This is a genomic window from Aquiflexum sp. (assembly GCF_041751335.1).
Classification (GTDB): Bacteria; Bacteroidota; Bacteroidia; order Cytophagales; family Cyclobacteriaceae; genus Aquiflexum.
The window spans coordinates 1-21890 of the sequence record NZ_JBGSXS010000451.1 but is presented as its reverse complement, the minus strand read 5'-3'; the positions used below and the strand labels follow the sequence as shown (position 1 = coordinate 21890).

General features: G+C 39.7%; 14 protein-coding genes. 3 read left to right on the top strand and 11 right to left on the bottom strand.

The window, feature by feature from the left end; translation table 11 throughout:
* The first annotated feature begins 586 nt into the window (after positions 1-586).
* Entirely contained in the window at positions 587-1456 is an 870-nt protein-coding gene (locus ACEW8U_RS23550) for an alpha/beta hydrolase (RefSeq protein ID WP_373524508.1), read from the top strand.
* Positions 1457-1829: 373 nt separating this feature from the next.
* Here ACEW8U_RS23550 and ACEW8U_RS23545 read toward each other — a convergent pair whose 3' ends face one another.
* The 4 genes from ACEW8U_RS23545 to ACEW8U_RS23530 all read right to left on the bottom strand — a co-directional run bounded on the left by ACEW8U_RS23545 (position 1830) and on the right by ACEW8U_RS23530 (position 6292).
* Positions 1830-2129 (bottom strand): GIY-YIG nuclease family protein, encoded by a 300-nt coding sequence (locus ACEW8U_RS23545; protein ID WP_373524507.1) that lies wholly within the window; start codon positions 2127-2129, stop codon positions 1830-1832.
* 371 nt (positions 2130-2500) lie between these two features.
* Positions 2501-3979: a YdiU family protein gene (locus ACEW8U_RS23540; RefSeq protein WP_373524506.1), complete on the bottom strand. Its 1479-nt coding sequence runs from the start codon at positions 3977-3979 to the stop codon at positions 2501-2503.
* Positions 3980-4180: 201 nt separating this feature from the next.
* Complete coding sequence (locus ACEW8U_RS23535; RefSeq protein WP_373524505.1) at positions 4181-4684, bottom strand: CIA30 family protein; 504 nt, start codon at positions 4682-4684, stop codon at positions 4181-4183.
* A 102-nt stretch (positions 4685-4786) separates the two neighbouring features.
* Complete coding sequence (locus ACEW8U_RS23530; protein ID WP_373524504.1) at positions 4787-6292, bottom strand: sulfatase; 1506 nt, start codon at positions 6290-6292, stop codon at positions 4787-4789.
* Between the two features lie 284 nt (positions 6293-6576).
* Between ACEW8U_RS23530 and ACEW8U_RS23525 the strand changes: the two genes are divergently transcribed.
* Positions 6577-7239 carry an ROK family protein gene (locus tag ACEW8U_RS23525; RefSeq protein ID WP_373524503.1) on the top strand — a complete coding sequence of 221 codons (663 nt, stop codon included), beginning with the start codon at positions 6577-6579 and terminating at the stop codon, positions 7237-7239.
* 7 nt (positions 7240-7246) lie between these two features.
* On the opposite strand, the gene ACEW8U_RS23520 is transcribed toward ACEW8U_RS23525, so the two are convergent.
* The 6 genes from ACEW8U_RS23520 to ACEW8U_RS23495 form a co-directional block, all read right to left on the bottom strand.
* Positions 7247-8245: an MlaD family protein gene (locus ACEW8U_RS23520; RefSeq protein ID WP_373524502.1), complete on the bottom strand. Its 999-nt coding sequence runs from the start codon at positions 8243-8245 to the stop codon at positions 7247-7249.
* A gap of 2 nt (positions 8246-8247) precedes the next feature.
* Positions 8248-8994 carry an ABC transporter ATP-binding protein gene (locus ACEW8U_RS23515; protein ID WP_373524501.1) on the bottom strand — a complete coding sequence of 249 codons (747 nt, stop codon included), beginning with the start codon at positions 8992-8994 and terminating at the stop codon, positions 8248-8250.
* Between the two features lie 7 nt (positions 8995-9001).
* Positions 9002-9775 carry an MlaE family ABC transporter permease gene (locus ACEW8U_RS23510; protein WP_373524500.1) on the bottom strand — a complete coding sequence of 258 codons (774 nt, stop codon included), beginning with the start codon at positions 9773-9775 and terminating at the stop codon, positions 9002-9004.
* Between the two features lie 211 nt (positions 9776-9986).
* Complete coding sequence (locus ACEW8U_RS23505; protein ID WP_373524499.1) at positions 9987-11513, bottom strand: RagB/SusD family nutrient uptake outer membrane protein; 1527 nt, start codon at positions 11511-11513, stop codon at positions 9987-9989.
* A gap of 12 nt (positions 11514-11525) precedes the next feature.
* The gene (locus ACEW8U_RS23500; RefSeq protein ID WP_373524498.1) at positions 11526-14468 is read right to left on the bottom strand and encodes a SusC/RagA family TonB-linked outer membrane protein; all 2943 of its coding nucleotides are present in this window, start codon (positions 14466-14468) and stop codon (positions 11526-11528) included.
* 75 nt (positions 14469-14543) lie between these two features.
* Positions 14544-15518 (bottom strand): hypothetical protein, encoded by a 975-nt coding sequence (locus tag ACEW8U_RS23495; RefSeq protein ID WP_373524497.1) that lies wholly within the window; start codon positions 15516-15518, stop codon positions 14544-14546.
* 426 nt (positions 15519-15944) lie between these two features.
* Between ACEW8U_RS23495 and ACEW8U_RS23490 the strand changes: the two genes are divergently transcribed.
* A complete protein-coding gene (locus ACEW8U_RS23490) occupies positions 15945-20687 on the top strand; it encodes an ATP-binding protein (RefSeq protein ID WP_373524496.1) in 4743 nt (1580 codons plus the stop codon).
* A 3-nt stretch (positions 20688-20690) separates the two neighbouring features.
* On the opposite strand, the gene ACEW8U_RS23485 is transcribed toward ACEW8U_RS23490, so the two are convergent.
* The coding region (locus ACEW8U_RS23485) for a glycoside hydrolase family 9 protein (protein ID WP_373524495.1) at positions 20691-21890 on the bottom strand (1200 nt) is incomplete at its 5' end.

Sequence of the window (21890 nt, the reverse complement as noted above, 5' to 3'; positions counted from 1 at the left end):
ATGATTCCGGGATTGAGGGAGATTTTAAATTTTCTGATTGAATCCTGCGTGGCGTATAAATTAGAAAATGGCAGGGATGCCAATCCCATGGAGGCAATAGATGTGTTTTGGATAAATTTTCTTCTATTCATAATTCAAGGTTTTACAGCTCAATATAGGTTTTTTGAATTGGGTTCAAAAGGATAAATTGACCGTTGGATGCAGTTTGTATCCTTATGGCAAGTAATTGTTTGTTATGGGGGTTTTTAGCAATATATTGAAGGGGTGACTCTAGAAGATAGGTCTTAAATAAGGATGTTTGACTACCCATAATATTGCTCGTAGGCCCGGTTTCCTATAACCCTTAATCTTCATGCAATCTTTCAGGGAGGACGCGGGAAGGACGACGGCGGACCGGGCCGGCCTTGGCCTCGCGCGCTGATAGGATTCCGCCGTCTTGACTTTTTTGGTTACTTTTTTTGTCAAGAAAAAAAGTGACTATATATTAAATCATTGAAAACCATTCTAGGGTCAAGAATCCAATAAAACAAAACGTTTCCTTGCAGATACTCATAAATATAAATTCATAAAATCAAACCCAAACACCATGAACCGATTGAAAATTCTCTTACTGGCAATTCTTACTTTAAGTCTACAATCCCTAAAAGCTCAAGAAAGCAAAGTATTCGATAACCTCTCAATGAACAGTAAAATCCTCAATATGGAAAGGAAATACGCCATTTACCTCCCTCCCGGATATGAAACTTCACAACGCTCCTACCCTGTGCTATACTTGCTGCATGGTGGAGGAGATGACCAAACGGGATGGGTGCAATTTGGGGAAGTGCAGCACATTGCCGATAAGGCCATCAAAGAAGGCAAAGCCACAGCTATGATCATCGTCATGCCGGATGCCAATACCGGAAGACGGGGCTATTTCAACGATGTCAACAATGAGTGGCGGTATGAGGATTTCTTTTTTGAGGAACTCATGCCCGAAGTGGAAAAGAAATACAGGATCAAATCCGAAAAAAGATACCGGGCCATAGCAGGGCTCTCCATGGGAGGAGGTGGTTCCTATTTCTATGCCATGCACCGTCCGGACCTTTTTTCATCAGCATGTCCCTTGAGTGCCTCGGTGAGAAACAATTCTTTTGATGAATTCAAACAAGGATTGGAAAACCAAAAGATAACAATAAAAAACCCTGGTGCATTAGAGGGATATTTCGATAGACACCAATCCCTTAGACAAATTGAACTCAATGATCCTGAAGCGATGAAATCCGTCAAGTGGTATTTTGATTGTGGAGACGATGATTTTTTGTATGAGGGAAACAGCTTGGTACATATTGCCATGAAAAAGAAGGAAATCCCCCATGAATTCAGAATCCGGGACGGTGCCCATAATTGGACCTATTGGAGGGAATCATTGCCGGAGGTTTTGGGATTTGTTTCGGAGACTTTTCATCAGAAGTAGGGAGGGTTTTGCGTATGTAACATTTCAAATGTTCGGATAGGGAAACGGCATCAAGTTAGCCGTCATTCCGAGGTACGAGGAATCTCTCGAGGTACCTATAGGGGGTTGAATTACTAATAAATCGACCCTTCTATCTAAAATTATCTTTTTCCTGTACCTCGGGAGATGCTTCCTACGTCAGCATGACCTGCCGCTCAGATGTATGTCATTGGTAGGTACGAGGAATCTCCAGAGGTCCCATTTATGTTTGTATCGATCATTTCCTGATCCTTGAGGCAGACTTTCCTACGTCATGACGGAGACCTACCAGTTATCTCGAGATACGATTAATCTTCGAAAGTTCATTCCAACCAAATAATTGAGTTTTCTTCATTCACCAACTCATTATTTCATTTGTCAAATCAATCCATTTTGGGTTCATGGTGGCAATTAAATCTTCCTTCTTTTTTCTACTCCAACCCTTTAATTGTTTTTCCCTGCCAATTGCTTCTTCAATGGAGTGAAACCCTTCATAATATATGATTTTTTTCAAATTGTACTTAGAGACAAATGAGTTTGGAAATATGTTGTTTTGATGTTCAAAAACTCGCTTTTGTAAATTACTTGTTACTCCAATATAGAGTGTTGTATTTAATTTGTTGGTAAACATATATACAGCTCCTCCTTTTTCCATATTTATACTAATTTAGTTGAGAATAAATTTTTCCTTACTTCGGAAGCTGCTTTTCTGGCTATCTGGATCAGCATGACCTTCACATAGGCATCAACCCGAGGCAGAAGGAACTCTATAGATACAAAAAGGTGATGGATATTATTCCATTGTTTTTTCAATTTATCCATTTCCTGAACCTCGGGAGATGCTTCTCCCGATAGCTATCGGGATCAGCATGACGCCAGCACAGATTAGGTCATCCCGAGGTACGAGGGATCTCTTGGGGTACCTATAGACGTTTGAATTAATAATAAATCGACCCTTCTTGCTAAAATTATCTTTTTCCTGTACCTCGGGAGATGCTTCCTGCCTCAGCATGACGGCGGCTCCCATCAAGTCCCACAAAATGTCCGATATCCGGCATCTCCATTAGGAGGTGGAGACTGAAAATGGAGTTTGGTCGAGTCAGGATTGTAGGGTGTTTTCAAAAGTTGATCAAGTTCTTTAAATAACTGATAATCATTATTTAATGAGGCATTATCTAAAGCTTCTTCGACTAGATGGTTTCTTGGGATAAAATATGGATTATATTGAGCCATGGACTTTTGAACCTCTTCCAAATTCCTGCCATTCCGGGTAACCTGCTTCACCCAATGCAGGTACCATTCCTGAAAGGCCGAAGCTTCATAAAATGCCTCTCCCGAAAGATCACCGGTCTGTAGTGCTACAAAAGTATTAGTGTAATCCGCACCAAATTGCTGCATCAAGGCCAATAGGTCTTCGATGATATGTTTGTCAGATGCTTCCTTTTCTATTAACCCTAATTTTCCGCGCATCATGGTCAACCACTTTTCCTCATATATTTCCTGAAAAGCATTCAAGGTCTCCTGTGCCAATTCAATGGCCTGCTTTTGGTCAGCATGAATCTGGGGAAGTAAGGCTCCTGCCAAAATAGAAAGGTTCCAATGGGTGATGTAGGGCTGATTGCCGTAGGCATAGCGGCCATTGACATCAATGGAACTGAAAACTGTTTTGGGATTATAGGTATTCATAAAAGCACAGGGTCCATAATCAATGGTTTCTCCTGCAATGCTCATATTATCCGTATTCATCACCCCATGGATAAAACCCACACGCATCCAATCCACCACCAAGGCTGCCTGCTTTTCCATTACCGCCTTAAGTAGTGCCAATGCTGGATTTTCCTCTCCTATTAGCATAGTATAATGTCTTCCTATGGTGTAATTGGTCAACTCCTTTTGCTCCTCCAAAGTCAGGAAATGCCTTGCATACTCAAAGGTACCCACCCGGATATGGCTTTGAGCTGTTCTAGTCAATATGGCGCCTGTCTGACTTTTCTCTCGGTAAACCGTTTCACCACTTTCAATTACAGCCAAAGACCTTGTGGTCGGTATGCCCAAATGGAACATGCTTTCACTGATAAGGTATTCTCTCAACATGGACTTAAGCGTAGCCCGACCATCCCCTCCACGGGAATAGGGAGTCCTTCCAGAACCTTTTAACTGCATGTCCACAAGGCTTCCGTTTGGAGATTTTTGTTCACCGATCAGAATGGCCCTGCCATCACCCAACATGGTTAAATTACCGAACTGATGTCCTGCATACGCCTGTGCCAAAGGTTGACTTCCCTGAGGGGTTTTATTTCCTGAAAATAGCAGGGCAATCTCCTGAGGAGGAAAATCTGAAAAATCCAATCCCAATTCCTTACACAAATCCTCATTCAAAATAACCGTTTTTGGGTTTTTGACTGGAACAGGTTGCTGATAGGTAAAAAACCCGGAAGGAAGTTTTCCATAAGTATGCTGAAGATTCCAACCTGCTGTTTTATTGAAATAATTAACCGAAGACATATAAATGGATTTTGAATAACCTCATTAACAGTATCAGGAATCCAATGATTCAATGCCCTTGGTATTTAAATCTTGGTTTTTTGAAATCTTCGATCTTAAGAGTTTGGAAACTAACGAACTGGGCCTAACTCTTTTGGCTAAAGCCGATTTCTATATACCATCTATTGTGAATGGGCTAAAACACCATTCCTATTGAAAAAATCAATAAAACTTCAAATAATCTATCCACAACTGAAAGCTTCCCTCCTGCTCGTCTGCTAAAATAAAACCAATCCGCTGAATGCCTTTCAAGACCTCAGGGTCAATCCCTTGTTGCAAGGTGTCACCCATTTTACTGATTTCAAAATCGCGAAGAGGTATGGTGATGGTTTCCCATTCCTTTTGTGTTGCACCAAATTTCACCCTGAATTTGGGGAGATAAAACGGGGTATCTTTTTCAATCAGGATTTCAAACATCCGCTTGGTGTCTGATTTGAAGCGGATTTCACAATACTTAAAAGCGGAAAGGTCATAATTGCCCAAAGCACTGCGGAGTGAGACAAAGCCTCCATTATTTTTCAAAGAAACATTTCCTGCAAAAAGAATAGCATCTCCATCCAAAGTCACTTTGGACTGGGAAAGCCCACCCATGACACCATCATTGATAATTGACCATTTGCCAAAATCTTTCTTGGTTCCAAATTCAAATATTAAAGGATCTTTCATCTTCGAAGGATTAGCATACAAACTAAGAAACAAGAATAACATTAGCTGCCACATACCTTGAAAAGACAATTTAGCAGGTTATTGTTTAATATCTTATGGAAGTCAATCTTCCAAACAAGGAATACCTTCTCGGGAATTCGGGCCAAATGGCGGAATAATCCTGTACTGATTGATCATTTCCGGAATATCTGCATCCTTCATCTGATAGGTTGGGGTATATCGGATTTGATCCCAATACAAAGTTCTGGGTTCTTTGGCCCTTAAGTCGCCAGTTTCTGTCATCCAGTTTTTAAGCTGTTCACTCAGTTGGGTTTGAACCAGAATCAATTCCGGTTTCCCCGCAAGATTATTCAACTGGAAAGGGTCTATAACTACATCATATAACTCCTCCTCCGGCCTTTGACCAAAAGTCAATTCATAGAAATCAGGTGTTCCTGCTTTGTGTTTTCCTTTCATTTCCATGATCAGGAATTTAGTGATCGAATGATCTACATCTCCATACTGACCGACTGACTGATGAACAGTAGGGTCCCCGGCCGGCAATCGTTCAGGCATAGGATTCCAGATATACAGGTATTGATGATTCCGAATCGCCCTCATAGGATAGCTTTGGTCTCCTTTTCGGACATTGGCATGACGCTCTCTTTCCAAAAACACCTCTGATTTACCTTTTTTATTTCCCGCTATCACATCCCAAAATGATTCCCCGCTCATACTATCAGAATTCAAATCAGCCGCTTCCAAAAAACTTGGAGCAAAATCCACAAAATTGATAAAGCTATTGACAACAGTTCCTCCTTTGACTTTTTCAGGCCATCGGATGACCAAGGGCATCCTGGTTCCATAATCGTAGAGGTTGGCTTTGGCGCGTGGAAATGGCATGCCGTTATCACTTGTCATCACGACGATGGTATTGTCCAATTCTCCTGCTTCATGAAGCATACGGATAATTTGCCCACATTCTCTATCGAACCGCTCTACTTCAAAATAGTAGTCCAGGATATCATTTCTTACACAATCAAGATCCGGGAAAAAACCGGGTACAGGAACATCTTCCAGTTTCATCCCTGTTTGAATTCCGGTATTGGGTACATATTCCCTATGTGGGTCGGTACTCCCAAACCAAAAGGTAAATGGCTGTCCTGCTGTCCTTTCTTCAAAGAAATCCTTAAAATCAGCAAAAGCCTTCCCCGCAGGATTATGTTTAAAACCTGAAACCTGATAATCACCCGGCCCCCACCCTTTTCTGGTAGAACCTGTAAAATAACCTGCCGCTTCCATCAAACCCACATAAGTGGGATATTGGGCAGGCCATTCGGGCCAAAGGTTTCCTCCTTCTTCATTTTGGTGGGGATACCTACCGGTAAGGACAGAAGCCCTTGCAGGAGAACAAGAAGGGGAAGCCGTATAAGCATTCATAAACAAAGCCCCCTCCGCAGCTAGTTTGTCGAATGTAGGCGTACGTACCATAGGATCTCCATAAACTCCTGCATGTGGAAAGGACCAATCATCTGCGATCAAGAACAAAATGTTTGGCTTTTTATCCGGGTTGGGTTTTCCGTCAACATGAGGTGAAAGAAGTAAAAGGAAAAGGAACAATATTTTCATAATTCAATCAGATTGGTGAAGACCGTCAAATTTATTAAACTTAATGCAAGGATTAACGTCACCATAAACTCTTCGTGACATCGTATCTTTGTAGCCAAAAAATTCAAAACTGCCACAAAGTCACGAAGACGCTAAGTTTCCAAAAAAAAATATTAAACACACCATTATCCCAAAAATTTCTCATTTGCCATCTTTTGATAATTTTTCTGTCCAACCTCAATTAAATTTCGTTTTTTTGCATGATTAAAAAGATCAACGCTGCTTAACTCAAACCAACAGGAATCTTGAAAATACTTACCATCGATATCGGAGGCACCAACATCAAAGTAAAAGTCAATAATGACGCAGAAAGAAGAAAAATTCCTTCCGGTAACTATATGACGCCTGAAATGATGGTTTCGTTAGTATTTGAAGCCACGAAAGATTGGGAATATGAAGTGATTTCAATAGGTTTTCCGGGGGTCATCAAAAAATACAAAATCGTAGTTGAACCAAAAAACCTTGGAGATGGGTGGTTGGGTTTTGATTTTGAAAAGGCTTTTGGTAAACCTGTCAAGTTGATCAATGATGCTGCCATGCAGGCCTTGGGGTCTTATCAGGGTGATACCATGTTGTTTTTGGGATTGGGTACAGGCTTGGGTTCAGCGCTTGTAGCTGAGGGTACAGTAGTACCTATGGAGCTTGCCCATCTGTCTTACCGTAAAGGTACTTTTGAAGACTATCTGGGCCTGAGAGGACTTGAAAGATTGGGTCCTGAAAAATGGCAACAGCATGTAGAGGTTGTGGTTGGAAGATTTAAGAACGCATTTTTACCTGATGATATCGTGTTGGGTGGTGGAAAATCAAAACTGCTTACCCAAATTCCAGAAAAATGCAGATTGGGTACCAACAACAATGCATATTTGGGTGGATTTAGACTTTGGGAGAAAAGTTATCATTTGGGGTAAAAACAGTTCATTTGCCCCCTTTTTGCTCCTCTACCATTTCTTTCTGATTTTGCTTTTCCTGTCTCCTGAAGTATCTTCTGAACAAAAAATTGCTCCTCATGGCTTCCATATTTTCATTGAAGCTTTCGGTGCTACTTTCCAAATTTAACATACTATTCAAAAGCGCTTCCCTAAAAGTACTGTCCTTAAGGATCAATCCTGCAGTGCCTTCTCCTTCCTCCAGATTTTTTATAAGAACTTTTACATCACCAATTATTTTTGAGGCTTGATTACTTGATTCCTTTATTTTTTCTATTGATTGCGTAAAATCCTCCGCCACTATAGAATCTGTGAAAAGTTTCTGGACCAATCCCTCTCCATCTTTCAGATTGGCCATCAATTGATTGCCTGCCCTAGCCATTTCTGATGCTCTTCCTGCTGCAAGCTTCAGTTCACCAACTGCACCTTTGATATCTCCGGTCAGTAATGAATCCGAAAGCAATGCCCACAAGCTTTCGCTTTTATTCAGCTTTGAGGTGATTTCGTATAGGTTTTCGGTGGTTTTTTCAAAAAACTCACTGCTTGACCCAAGTCTTTCCATCATGGCATCTGTACTCACAGGAGTAATGGAATAAATCACATCACCCTCGATCACATTTTCAGCAAACCCATCTTGGGGGACAATTTGAATGAGTTTGTTACCCATCAGGCCATCTGTTCCAATTGTTGTTAGTGCGTTTTTTTTGATGAATGGAACCATCTTTTTTTGAATATACATGTCAACATGGATGGAAGAGTCATTGGCCATTTCTATGGATTTCACCGTGCCGACATCTATACCCTTAAAACGAACATTATTTCCAGGTACGAGTCCACTAACATTTTCTACCACTGATGTTATGGTAATGGAGGCACCGAACATGTTCTGATTCTTTCCGATCATATACAAGGTAAATACCAGAAATAGTATTCCTGCGATCACAAGACCTCCAAGTTTTGTGTTTTCTATTGTTCTCTTCTTTTTCATAATTATTCAAAAAACTCCTTTACTTTAGGATCTGTGGATTTATTGAGCTCATCATAAGTCCCATCGGCATAACAAGTGCCATCGATAAGCATAATGACACGGGTTGAAGCGATTCTGATGCAATTAAGATCATGTGATATGATCACCGAGGTGGCATTATATTTCTTCTGCACACTCACCATTAACTCACTGATTTCCCTCGAAGTAATCGGATCCAAACCAGTTGTGGGTTCATCATATAGGATAACCTTTGGTCTCAAAATCAGCGATCTTGCCAGCGCAACCCTTTTTTTCATACCACCTGACAGTTCTGAAGGCATCATGTCTATTGTATGTAATAGACCGACATCTTCCAAAGCTTCCTTTAACGCATCGTCCGCACCCAAGGCACGCTCTTCTTTGGTCCAATGGATACGAAGTGGAAACTCCAGGTTTTCACGAACCGTCATCGAATCATAAAGGGCGTTGCTCTGAAATAGAAATCCAATGTCCGCCCTTAAATGATCAAGTTCGTCTTGTTCCAAATCTTGGATAGGGCTGTCCAATACCAATATTTTTCCATTATCTGCTTGAATCAAACTGATGATGCATTTGATCAGGACTGATTTTCCTGATCCAGATTTTCCAAGAATCACTAGATTTTCTCCAGGATAAACTGACATGCTAAAATCTTTGAGAACATGATTGTCCCCAAATGATTTATTGACATTTTTCACTTCTATTACCGGGTGTTTGGCTAATGTTTCCATCTTTTTTCTAAGTCAAACCCAATATGTCTGTAACCTGAACGGCGATAAGGTCTAGGATAAACACCATCAAAGAAGCCACTATAACAGCCGTAGTTGCCGATCTGCCAACTCCTTCTGTACCTTTTTGCGAACTAAAACCCTTATAACATCCCACTATACCTATTGCAAATCCAAAGAAGAAAGTCTTGATCAAAGAAGGAATGATATCTCCGAATGACAATGCATCAAATACCTGAAACCAATACAGGTGCCAACTCACATGTCCTCTGATATTCACCCCTAAATAAGCTCCGTATAAAGAAATGGCATTGGCCAAACTGGATAAAATGGGCACCATCAATGTAGCAGCCATCACCCTTGAAACAACCAGATATTTGAAGGGATTTGTCCCTGATACTTCCATGGCGTCAATTTGTTCGGTAACTTTCATCGAGCCTAACTCCGCCCCTAATCCAGATCCTATTTTTCCTGCACATATCAGGGCAGTTATGACCGGAGAGATTTCCCGGATCAAAGAAATCGAAACCATTGAAGGTAGTAGTGACTCTGCCCCAAACTCCACCAATGTTGGCCTGGATTGGATGGTCATGACCAGTCCCATGATGAATGCAGTGACACCAACGAGCATCAATGTCTTATATCCAATCCAATAACATTGATGGATAAATTCTTCATATTCTTGTTTTGGTTTGGATAATTCCCTAAAAAAGCGTGCAGTAAAGCGGGACAACTCTCCTGCCTCTTTGAAAAATTCATTGTTTAGAAATTTTAGATATTTCACTTGGTTAATTGTTTGGTACTTCAAAATTGAGCCTTTTTAACTTAAAAAATATTAATCATAATCAAGTGATTTTATGATGTTTGTCATTTTTTGGTAAAAAGTAGAAGGATACTGTACTATGAACTTTGTAAAAAGTACAAAGGAAGCGGTGAAAGAGGAAGTGTCGAGTTCTTGTTTTTCAGTAACCTTTCCCTATAATCAGATATTCTGGCTAATTCCCAAAAAGCGAGGAAAGGTCAATGTCCTCTCTGGACAAAGGATAATAGGTTTTATCTGCAGACCAGCCTCGGTCAACGAGGATTGGATTCGTAGATAGGTCTCCCCACCTAGCCAAGTCTGAATAACGGTGGCCTTCAAAACACAATTCTACCCTTCTTTCATGTTTGATGGCCTCAAAAAGACTGATCCCCCTACCCGAAGCATATTGTTGAATCCCGAGTCCGACAGATCGTAATTCCTGTACCGATTCCAAACCAAATGCCCGAACCCTCACCCTATCGATATAATCCATTGCAACATTTTGATCACCACCACCTCTAATGATAGCTTCGGAAGCCATCAATAAAACATCTGCATAGCGGATAATCGGGAAATTCTCCTCTCCTGTTCCATTGGGGGTTCCGGAGGAAAATCCACTGTTCATTCCCTTTTTAATGGCAAATGCTCCCCTATTCCTCGCCAATCCCAAAAACGGTTCTAACTGATTTGGAAAAAGTTCTCCCGGGATTACTATCGAATGTACCCTTCTGAGATCTCCCGGTTCGAATTCATTTACCAAGCTTTGTGATGGAAAGGCATTTTCCCAACCATTGTATTGATTGGGTGCTATCGTTTGATTTCTTAAGGTAATCTCAGCCGCATTGACACCATCATCAAAGAATGCATTAGGTCCCGCATTGGCATTATTGAATTGTACTTCAAAAACACTTTCGGGTCCATTGTCTCCCCTTATGGTCCAAACATCATTCAAAGGCAAAAGCTCATAAACACCGGTATTGATTACCGTTTGAAAATGTCCCTGTGCTTCTGTGAATTTATTCTGAAATAAATACACTTTGCCTAAAAGAGCATGAACACTTCCCAAAGAAGCCCTACCTTTTTCAAATCCAGGAGATCCATTATATTCCCATGGAAGCAGATTCCCGTCTATGACCCTTTTAAGATCAATTTCTATGGCCTGATAAATCTGTTCCCTGTTTGACAAAGGAATGTCTGTCAGATTATAGTTGGCTTCCAATATCAAAGGGCCCTGATTCCAGTAATCTACCAGGTAAAAATTGTATAATGCACGTAAGAAAAGCGCCTGACCCAAAATCCTGTTTTTTACCTCCAATTCTGGAATATTGGCCTCCGGCATATTGACGATAATCAGGTTGCAGCGTAATATTCCCACAAAAATACTGTTCCATAATCCATCACCGTTGTTTCTGTTGAACAACCTGATATCGGTATCATTTACAGTGAAGTTATTATGGGCAATGACATTGGCCTCAACAGTTTCAGTATTATCACCCCTTACATTTCTGATCAATCCGAGCCACCAACCAAACATCCCTCTGTTTCCTATCGAAGAGTATGCGGCATTCAAAGCCCTGTTCATTTGGGATTCATTTTGATAAAAATTATCCGAAGTAATGGCATCTATTGGCCTGACATTCAGAAATTCATCCGAACAACTGATCAAAGCCGCTACCAACAAACTGATTACCATTATTGAAAAGAATATCTTGTTTTTCATATTCTTACTTTTTTAGAATGAAACCTGAACTCCTGCATTGAAACTTCTGACTGGAGGATACCTGAAGGAATCTCTTCCCAGCAAAAACACCGATCCATTATTGTTCAAATCAGGATCCAATCCTGAGTATCCTGTAATGACGAAAGCATTGACCACACTCACATATCCACGGACTTTTGAAAAGTTTTTACCCAACAAACCAGGGGGAAGTGTATACCCAATCTGAATGTTTCTTAACCTGATATAGTCGCCATTTTCAATGAACCGTTCCGATATTCTATCGTTGTTGTTATCGTCCCTTAAAGATATAATTGGCAATGGACCATCCGGATTTGAATCTGACCTGTATGCATCTCCCAATACAGAACTTAACCTGTTTCTATCTCTATGTGTAGAGCCCAACAATTGAAATGATTCATTCATAATCTGATTGCCCATTACGCCCTGAAAGAAAAGCGAAATGTCAAAATTCCGATACACGGCATCATATGTGATTCCAAAAAAGGCATCAGGATGTGGGCTTCCCAACACCATCCTGTCCCTGCCATCCACTATTCCATCGTCATTTAAATCTTTGAATCTCATTGCACCGTTTTGGGGATTGACCCCATCTGTAACCCAACCATAGTGCACAGCAACGGGCTGTCCTATGGTTGTCAAAGTTCCTGCCTCCAAAAGTGTATCCTGAGCACTGTTGAGGGATAGCAATTCGTTTCTGTTGAAGGTGATATTGAACTTAACCCTGTAATCAAAATCTTTGGATACTACTTTATTATACGCCAATTCTACTTCGACTCCCTTATTGACCATACTTCCAAAGTTGATCCATGGCTGTTGAACTATCCCTGTATATTGAGGAATTGGAGATCTGATGATCATATCATCAGAACGTCTGTTGTAGAGGTCCAATGTCGCAACAAGCTTGTTATTGAAAAAAGCAGCATCTATTCCAATATTTGCCTGCTTAACAGTTTCCCATTTCAGGTTTTCATTGGGAATGGTCAATGGTCCTACCCCATCTATAATTCCGGTTTCCCAAGGATACCTGATTTCACTGTTCAATGTTGCCAAAAAACTACCCAAAGTCCTGCCCAATTCACCATATCCTCCCCGTACTTTGAGATTATCCACCCATTGGATGTTTTTCATAAAACCCTCTTCTTTCATTTGCCAACCAAGAGAAAATGAAGGAAAAACCCCATAACGGTTGTTTTGTCCAAAATTGGAAGAACCATCTCTTCTAATACTTGCTGTCAAAAGATATTTAGAGTCATAGGAATAATTGACCCTTGCCAATTGAGATACCAATCTTTCTTCAAAGTACCCTGCGCTTGCTTGAGGATTAAGACCTGTTTGTGGGACTTTTGTACCTGGTTCCACATTATTTGCTGACACAGTTACGTTTCTGTTGATATTTACCAAAACTGTGTAACCTGCTATTGCAGAGACATTGTGCTTATCAAAATTTTGACTGTATCTGATCAAAGATTCTGAGTTAAGACCGAAGGACGTGGAGTTTCTGAGTAAAATTTCATAATCAGTCCGACTGATGGCTGCTTGAGACTGAAATACCGGCTCTCTGTACCTTTCAAAATTTGTATTGGTAAAGTTGGCATTCAGGTCAGTCCTAAAACTAAATCCCTTTCCCAAATCCACTTCACCATATAGGTTTCCAAGTAGACCAAATGCATTGGTCTGAATAGATCTGAATTGATAAGCGAGCGGGTTTGCAATATTGTTTCCCCCTGTAATCTCAGGAAATGGAGCTCCCAGACCATTGGGATTATTGGAATCAAACTGACTTATCTGTGGTGCAGCACCATATAAGTTGGCAGGTGTATTCGCAAGGTCTGTTTCAGGTTTGAATCTGGCAAAAATATTCAGGGTTTCTCCAAATGTAAATCTGGATTTTTTAAACTGTGTATTGACCTGAATATTGTACCGCTCAAATCCCGAATCGGCAATGACACCTTCCTGATTTAAATATCCCAATCCAAAATAATAGGTATTATTTTTTCCACCTCCCGAAAAGTTGATGTTGTGATTTTGCATCAATGCACTTTGAAAAATCACATCCTGCCAATCTGTATTGATGGCCAAAACATTGGGATTACTGGTCCATGAAGGTGGATTTCGGGGAACCAATCCCGTGGAAGAATTTCTGTATAGCAATGAGGTGTATTCAGCATATTCCGCTGTGTTCATCATGTCAAACCTGTTGGCAACTGTTTGAATCCCAAACTCAGAATTATAATTAACCTGAAAGCTTTCCTCCTTACCTTTTTTGGTTGTAATGATAATAACGCCATTGGCAGCCCTAGATCCATAAATTGCAGCTGCTGAGGCATCTTTGAGCACCTGTAAGGTCTCAATACTACTGGGATCGATATTGGAAAGCGTACCTACACCTGTCTGAAGTCCATCAATGACCACCAAAGGATTGGGGTCTCCAAAAATAGTCCCAAAGCCCCTGACCAGAATCTGTGGATTGGTACCCGGTTGACTGGAATTCACGATCTGAACTCCTGAGAGTCTTCCCTGCATGGCCATACCAATGTTTGAAACAGGGAATTTTTTCAACTCCTCTGTATCCATCACAGTCACTGACCCTGTCAAATCCTTCTTTTTAGTTGTGCCATAACCCATCACCACAACCTCGTCAAGATTCGAGGCTTCAAAATCAAGTTTTATGTTCAATGGGCTTAGATCAATTATCTCAACAGACTTAGATACATAACCAATAAATGAAATGGTAAGTATATCCCCTGGTTTAGCTTCAATGGAAAAATTACCTTCTTCATCAGTGATTGTTCCATTTGAGGTTCCTTTTAAGAGAACACTTGCAAAAGGAAGTGCTTGTGAGTTTTCATCAATAACTATTCCCTTTATGATCTCCTGACCATGGCTTAGGTGTGTGGTCAAAAGAAAAACAAAAATTACCAGGTTTTTAAACATACTGTACATTTTTGGTTTAAAAGAAATGGCTGTCCCAAAAATGCCGGGACAGCCAATCCTTTCGATGATTAAGCATTATTCGATAAATACCGCCACTTCAGCCGAAAAGGTGTCTATGACATACCTTAAGGTATTTGATGGTTGGATGATAAGTTCACCATCAGCATTGGTAAATCTCAACCTAAATCCTCTGTTGGAATCTATATCTTCTGGCCTCGGACAGATGACAGTTTCTTCCCCTTGAGCATTTCGGGTACTGACTGAAATATACCTTGCAGTTTGCGAAGTCACACCATCTACCGGATGGGGAAAGTTCCAGAATCCCGGTCCAGAATTACTTCCATCAAATTGATTCCTGTATAAAGCAAAGAGCTCTCCGTTGTTCAATCCACCGTAATCAGGTTGGTTGCTGAATTCCAGTATTTGGACTCCAAAGTTTGGCGAACTGGCGTCTTCCAAATAAAAATTGGCTGCTGGCTGAGAAATGGTAAAAACTCCATCCTCACCGTCTACTGCGGTCATCTGTGCCCAAGTAAAATCAGCAGCATTGGAAGAATTCCTCCATCTGATAAAGAAATCTTCTCTGCTAAAATCTGTACAAGGATTGAATGCCACCGTCGCAACACTGTAAGCTAAAGTAGATGAATTGAAGGTTATGGTAATATTCTGACCTTGAAGCCCTGTAAGATTTATCGGTGCATTATCTCCACAGGTCACTGTCCCGTCTACAACTTTTTGAACTGCTGTTCCTGAATTTGGGGCGGAAGCAGTACCCGGCGCTACACCAAAAGTAGCATTGCTACCGCTTGAGTTGTTGGCGAATACCAATGACAATTCATTCAAATCGAAATTAGTAATTGAGTATTCCCATGTATTGGTACCTGTAGATTCCATTTGTTCAAACTGGCTTCCTAAACCAATAAAAATGGTGCTTAAATTCGGCGTGCTGCATGTTGGCACTTCATCTTCATCGTCACTACACGCGCTAAACAGGACTGATCCAATGGATAGCAAAATAAAGAGGGTTAATAGTTTTTTGGTTAATTTCATAGTATGATGTGTTTTAGGTTATGCAAACAGTTTTCTGATACATTGACCTTGGCAATTTGGCACATGATGTAAAAAAGTAGAGGTAGATTTTATCTGATAAGGAGGAATTTTAACAAGTCCAAAAATCCATCAATTCCATCCATTTAATCACTCGATAACAAAAACCTGATCATTCCAAAAATAAAGGGGATGCTCAGGTAGGTGTTTTTTCGCCGTGATTGGGAATGGAATAGACATATTGTCTACAAGTCGGAACAGATTCAAATCAAAATTCCTCTTTTTATGCCTAATTTTCCCCTATAGCTCTTCTATAGATTTGTAAATCGAAATGGGAATGATTGTCAGGATTGTTCTAAAAAATTAAAAAAGGGTCAATATTGATCAGAAAATTAAAGCTGATTATATTACTGTATATTATAAAAAAAGATGATTAGGAAAACTTCAGTTGCTTTTTTATCCATTTTCTTGCTGATTTCTGTTTATGGATTTGGGCAACATGGAACTGTAAATTTTGTGCATTACAACAATAATAAAGGGTTACTTCCTGGTTCCGGCAATATGGTGCAGGACAAAGATGGCTTTCTTTGGATAGCAGGATCCCGAGGAATTGTAAGGTTTGACGGTTATAACTTTGTCAATTTCAATGAAATCATATTTGATTCCGAAAATTACAGAATCCTCAGTTTGTTATCAGATGGTGAGTATTTGTGGATTGGAACAGAAAATCAAGGCCTTATCAAATACAATCCCTCAGAAAATAAAATTATAAAGTATGTCCATGATATAGATGATCTTCACAGCATTTCTGATAATCAGATCAACGAAATTTTCAAAGACAGTCAGGGGGTTATTTGGCTTGGCACCTGGTTTGGCCTATCCAAATTGGATCCCATTACAGGCAAAGCTGAAAACTTCCCTTTTGACACACCGGGAAGCAGGGAAATCTACAATTACAGTAAAATTGAGAAAATCGTTGGGGATAGTAAAGGTAACCTTTGGGTTGGCACCTGGGGTGGAGGTTTACACAAGTTTGACCCTGATTCAAATACATTTGAACACTTTGAAAATGTATTGGGTAAAGGAGACAGGAATCAATGGGTAAAGGACCTTCACTATGAGAACAACAAACTTTGGATTGCAACCATCGGAGATGGCTTGATTATTTTTGATGTCCTGACCAAAAAATCAGAACAAATCCAATTTAATCCAAACAGCCTTTCAAAAGGCTATAAAAGATTACTTACGATTTTTGCCAAGTCAGAATCCGAGTTTTGGATTGGGTCAGAAGAAGGATTGATTTTATTCGATAAAGTTTCTAAGGAATTCCAAATTATAAAAGACAATGCCCAAAAAAGGCACAGTCTGATCAGTAGAAATGTTGAATTTATTTTTGAGGATAATCATAAGGGTATATGGGTATTGGCAGGAGGATTAAACTATTACAATTATGGTGCTGACAAATTCACCTTAGTGGCAAATGAAAGTACAAATCCAAAAGACAGGGAAATCCATGGCTTTATGGAATTAAATGAAAACGAGATTTGGATTTCAAAGTCCAGCGGGATTTTCTCATATACTCCCAAAACCGGCCAATCATCAGAAATGCCAAATACCATTCCAGGAATTTCACATAAAATGCTGAAACTCCGAAATGGAAAAATCGCAGCAATCAGTACCCGTGAGGGCTTTACTGTTTATGACCCTCAAATCAGAAAAAGTGAAAATTTTAAATTCAGCGAGCGAAACCTATCCGAAACCTTGATCAGTAATGTGCTTTTCGATATGGTAGAAGATAGTTTGGGAAACCTTTGGATTGCAGGTAATAATGGCCTCAGCTATTTCCGTTTCAAAGACCAAAAGTTTTTACATTTTAATAATACCCCCGAATATGAAAAAGGATTGAAAAGCAATGGAATACAAAAATTGATATATGATAAAAACGATGAACTTTGGATATTTTCCGGTACTTCACAGATCAAATTCGAACATCTTGACCCCGCGTTTTTTCAAGTAAGAGGACCAAGTGGAATGGTCAAAGATTCTACTATGTATGCTTTTAAATATGGCCTTTCCAATCCAAGTTTCAAGTACACCATTTATACGGGTTCAGAATTTATCGTAGTCAGTAACAATATCTCTGCTTTTGATCCAATTACCCAAACGACAAGAGAAATCATATCCAAAAATGATTTGATAGATAAAGAAATCAAAGGAATTGAATTGGACAATCAATCTGGTCTTTGGGTTACAACCAATAATGGAATCATGTACCTAAACCTCAAAACCAATGAGTTGACCAATTTTTATGAAAATGATGGTGTTCAAGCAAATGGATTCAATCAATATGCCATTCTCAAAAGCAAAGACGGTAATATCTACGCGGGTGGCAACAATGGATTCAACATCATTGAACCAAGCCAAATTACCCTCAACGATCATTTGCCTCCTGTCAAAATCGTGAATTTCAGTGTTCTGAACAAGGATGCTAAGACAAAACCGGCTTATCTGGAATTGGAAGAGGGGAAAAATATAGATGAAGACTATTTAACCAAATCTCCCTCTTATCAGGACGAAATCATGCTGAAGCACGATCAAAATCTACTCTCGATCGAATTTGCAGCCTTGAACTTCCTATATCCTGAAGAAAACCAATATGCTTATATGATCGAAGGGGTGGATAAAGACTGGAATTATGTTCAAAACAGGCGATTCGTTTCTTATTCAAATCTTCCGGAAGGCAAATGGCTTGCCTTTAAAGTTAAGGCATCGAATAATAACGGCATTTGGAGCAGAAATGAGGCAACATTAAGAATTTTTGTAACCCCGCCAATCTGGAATACCATTTGGTTCAAAGTGCTCGCATTGATTTTATTGGTAAGCCTTGTTTTAGGAATCTATTTTGTGAGAGTGAATCAGTTAAAGAGGCAAAGAAGAAAATTGGAAGATCAGGTAAGACAGAGGACTCAGGTCATTCAGGAAAAACAGCAAGAAATCACCCTTCAAAATGAAAAACTGCTCAGCCAATCCGAAGAACTGAAAATCCAGAACAGCAATACGGTCTTGTTCAGTGAAATGGGCAAAAAGATTACAGCCTCCATTAATCTTAAGGATATTTACCAAAAGATATATGAACTGCTAAATGAAGTGATAGATGCCAGCCATCTCGCCATAGGAGAAGTAAATAAGAGCAATAACTCCATGGATTATTGGGAAATAATTCATGGTGAAATAGACAAGCAATCCATTGACTTGGACAATAAAAAAAGGCTGTCCATTTATTCTTACAGGAAAAACCAATCTGTTTTTTCAAATAACATCAAAGAGGATATCAAGATGTATCTCGACAAACCTGATGATCAATATAAAAAAGACCATATTAACAGCGCAATATATATTCCACTTCAGTCCCCTTCCAATAAAGTAATCGGAATACTGGTGGTCAAAAGCAAAAATAAAAATGCATTTGAGCAGAAGAATGTGAATCTGCTGAAAAACATAGCGGTTTATATCTCCATAGCCCTTGACAATTCCAACAAATACAAAAAAATACAACAGCAATCAGAGCAACTTTCCGAATTGGACAGGATAAAAACCCGGTTTTATACCAATATCTCCCATGAATTCAGAACGCCGCTTTCGCTGATTCTTGGTCCCATAGAGGAATTACAAAAAGGTAAAAATCTAACTTTTAAGGAACGAAAATACGTGAACATCATCCATCAGAACGGTGCAAGACTGTTAAGGCTCGTGACACAGATCATGGACTTATCCAAATTGGAAGATGGTGTTTTGAGATTGGAAGTATCCGAAGGTGATATCTGTAAAACGCTTCATTCCATTATAGATTCATTTTATTTTGTGGCTGAAAAAAAATATATCAGCCTTAAGGTAAATTCTGAGCTTAAGAGCTTTAATGGGTATTTTGACAAGGATAAGATTGAGAAAATTGCATATAACTTGTTGAACAACGCATTCAAATACACAGATCCTGGAAAAGATGTGGAAGTCGATATCAAATTTATCCGGGACCTCAAACAGAAACAGGCAGTACAGATATCCATTAAAGATACAGGCATAGGAATCTCTTCTTCGGAAATCGACAATATCTTCCAACAATACTACAGGGTTCAAAACAATTATACACAAAATGTTTTCGGAACAGGTATAGGCTTGTCCCTGGTTAAAAAATTGGTTGAGCTGCACCACGGGCATTTGGATGTGGAAAGTGAAGAAGGCATCGGAACAACTTTTACCATCACGATACCACTTGAAAAAAATGCCTACAAATACAATGAAGTTGTGGATAATTTCATCAATAATCCTGATGCTGAACTTAACCTAGCCGATAAGGAATCAATCGAAGATAAGCCTATTCCTGAACTTCAATCGAGTGAGGTAAAACGAAAAGTAATGATTGTAGAGGATAATGAAGAACTCTTGCAATTTTTGGAAAACACCCTGTCCAATACTTTTGACGTGATCCGCGCAACTGATGGCAAAATAGCAATTGACATTTTGGAAATAGAAAAACCTGAATTGGTAGTGTCAGATGTGATGATGCCCAAAATGAATGGCTTTGAGCTTTGTAGACGCATCAAAGAAAAGCAGGAAACAATGCACATACCTGTCATTCTTTTGACAGCAAAGAGTAGTAAAAATGATCAATACAAAGGGCTTGAACTTGGTGCTGACGAATACTTGGCCAAACCCATAAATATTGAGGTGCTGGAACTTCGCATCAAAAATTTACTAAAAACCCTAGATTCGGTCAAAACCAAATATGAAAACAACCTGATCGGAGATATAGATAAGCTTGAAGTCAGTAATAATCATAAAGAATTTATTCGGTCTGTGGTAAAAATTTTAGAAGAAAACATCACCAATCAGGATCTCAATATTGATTTTTTCGCACAAAAACTTGGAGTCAGCCGGACCTTATTGTATGAAAAAATCAAAAAAGCTACAGGAGAATCTCTGGGGGTATTTATTAAAACCAGCCGGTTGAATTATGCTGCCAAAGTCCTGCTTGAAAATCATTACAACACCTCACAACTTGCTTATGCTGTAGGATTCAACGATCCTAAATATTTCAGTAAATGTTTTAGAAATCACTTTGGGAAAAGTCCAAAGGAATTTTTGAAATCAAAAATTGAGGCCACTAATATCTAAAAATCAGTTTACAAGCACTTTTAAATGTTGAACTCCAAATTCTGCCTGCAACACTAGAATATAAATGCCCTGTGAAAAGGAACTCAGATCAATTTGAGGTTGAAGTTCATTGGGATTAATATTTCCTTTCATCAATAATCTTCCTTTGACATCAACAATTTCAAAATCAATGATTTTGGAAAAAAGAGGAAGCCGGAGATTCAGCTTCCCATCCTTCACAGGATTGGGAAAGTAAACCACCGGCTCTTCTTTACTTTCATTATTACCCAAAATCAATGAATTCACTTTTACTTCAATGATGGCGTTCAATTCAGGGTTTTCCAACGACCTGACCCTAATCCTTGTCATCCCCTCATCTTGTGCCCTGATCAAACCTTCCTGATCAACTGTGGCTATTTCCTTGTTTTCAGATTCCCAAACCAATCTTTTGATCATTGCATTTTCAGGAACATATTCCAGAACATTGACCCTTTTGATCCCATCATAATCAAGTTCTACATAGTCTTCACTCAGAACAAACCCTTCAAGCCGTACATTTGGGAAATCCCCCGCTCTTGACTTTTTGCCCTGATTATCAGTCGCTATCGCTGTGATTTCATTTTCAATTTCAGATATGTTTTCCCATAAAAATGAAAAAGGAGCTTTGGTAGACTGTCCGATTTTTTGTTTCCCATAGAAGTATTCTACCCTGATCACATACCCATCAGGATCCAGGGCATCTACTTCCAAAAACTCAGAACCGCCAACTTCCATATTTTTAGGTAGTTTCAAACTTACTATTGGGGCCTGATTGGGACGGAAATCACCTGTTGATTTACTGGAAAGCAGGGCAAATACAGCCGCTGCAGGGGCAGAGGTCTGATGGACTGTATATTCATTGGTCGGTACAGCATAGCGGTTGTTGAAAAAACCTTCATGAAGAGGCCATTGATTCCTGTTAGGATAAATTCTCTCCCAAGCGAAATCACTGCTCCAAGGCCCGTTGTTCGGTGGCCAGCCATCTCCATAGGAAGTGGGGCCATAAGGGATAGTCCCCGGGACAAACTCCTGTCTCCCATCAGGATGAAGCCAGCTATCCAAATGCAAAATCTGCTGTGGGGACTGATGACCAAGTCCAACCATCCAGGTCATATCCAATGGATTGCCGCCAAGTACATAATCAGCACTTGTCAAAGCCGCTCTGTAATATCTTTCCTCACCTGT

Coding starts and splice junctions, on each gene's coding strand:
- ACEW8U_RS23550 (WP_373524508.1), top strand. CDS start 587: ATGAACCGATTGAAAATTCTCTTACTGGCAATTCTTACTTTAAGTCTA.
- ACEW8U_RS23545 (WP_373524507.1), bottom strand. CDS start 2,129: ATGGAAAAAGGAGGAGCTGTATATATGTTTACCAACAAATTAAATACA.
- ACEW8U_RS23540 (WP_373524506.1), bottom strand. CDS start 3,979: ATGTCTTCGGTTAATTATTTCAATAAAACAGCAGGTTGGAATCTTCAG.
- ACEW8U_RS23535 (WP_373524505.1), bottom strand. CDS start 4,684: ATGAAAGATCCTTTAATATTTGAATTTGGAACCAAGAAAGATTTTGGC.
- ACEW8U_RS23530 (WP_373524504.1), bottom strand. CDS start 6,292: ATGAAAATATTGTTCCTTTTCCTTTTACTTCTTTCACCTCATGTTGAC.
- ACEW8U_RS23520 (WP_373524502.1), bottom strand. CDS start 8,245: ATGAAAAAGAAGAGAACAATAGAAAACACAAAACTTGGAGGTCTTGTG.
- ACEW8U_RS23515 (WP_373524501.1), bottom strand. CDS start 8,994: ATGGAAACATTAGCCAAACACCCGGTAATAGAAGTGAAAAATGTCAAT.
- ACEW8U_RS23505 (WP_373524499.1), bottom strand. CDS start 11,513: ATGAAAAACAAGATATTCTTTTCAATAATGGTAATCAGTTTGTTGGTA.
- ACEW8U_RS23500 (WP_373524498.1), bottom strand. CDS start 14,468: ATGTTTAAAAACCTGGTAATTTTTGTTTTTCTTTTGACCACACACCTA.
- ACEW8U_RS23495 (WP_373524497.1), bottom strand. CDS start 15,518: ATGAAATTAACCAAAAAACTATTAACCCTCTTTATTTTGCTATCCATT.
- ACEW8U_RS23490 (WP_373524496.1), top strand. CDS start 15,945: ATGATTAGGAAAACTTCAGTTGCTTTTTTATCCATTTTCTTGCTGATT.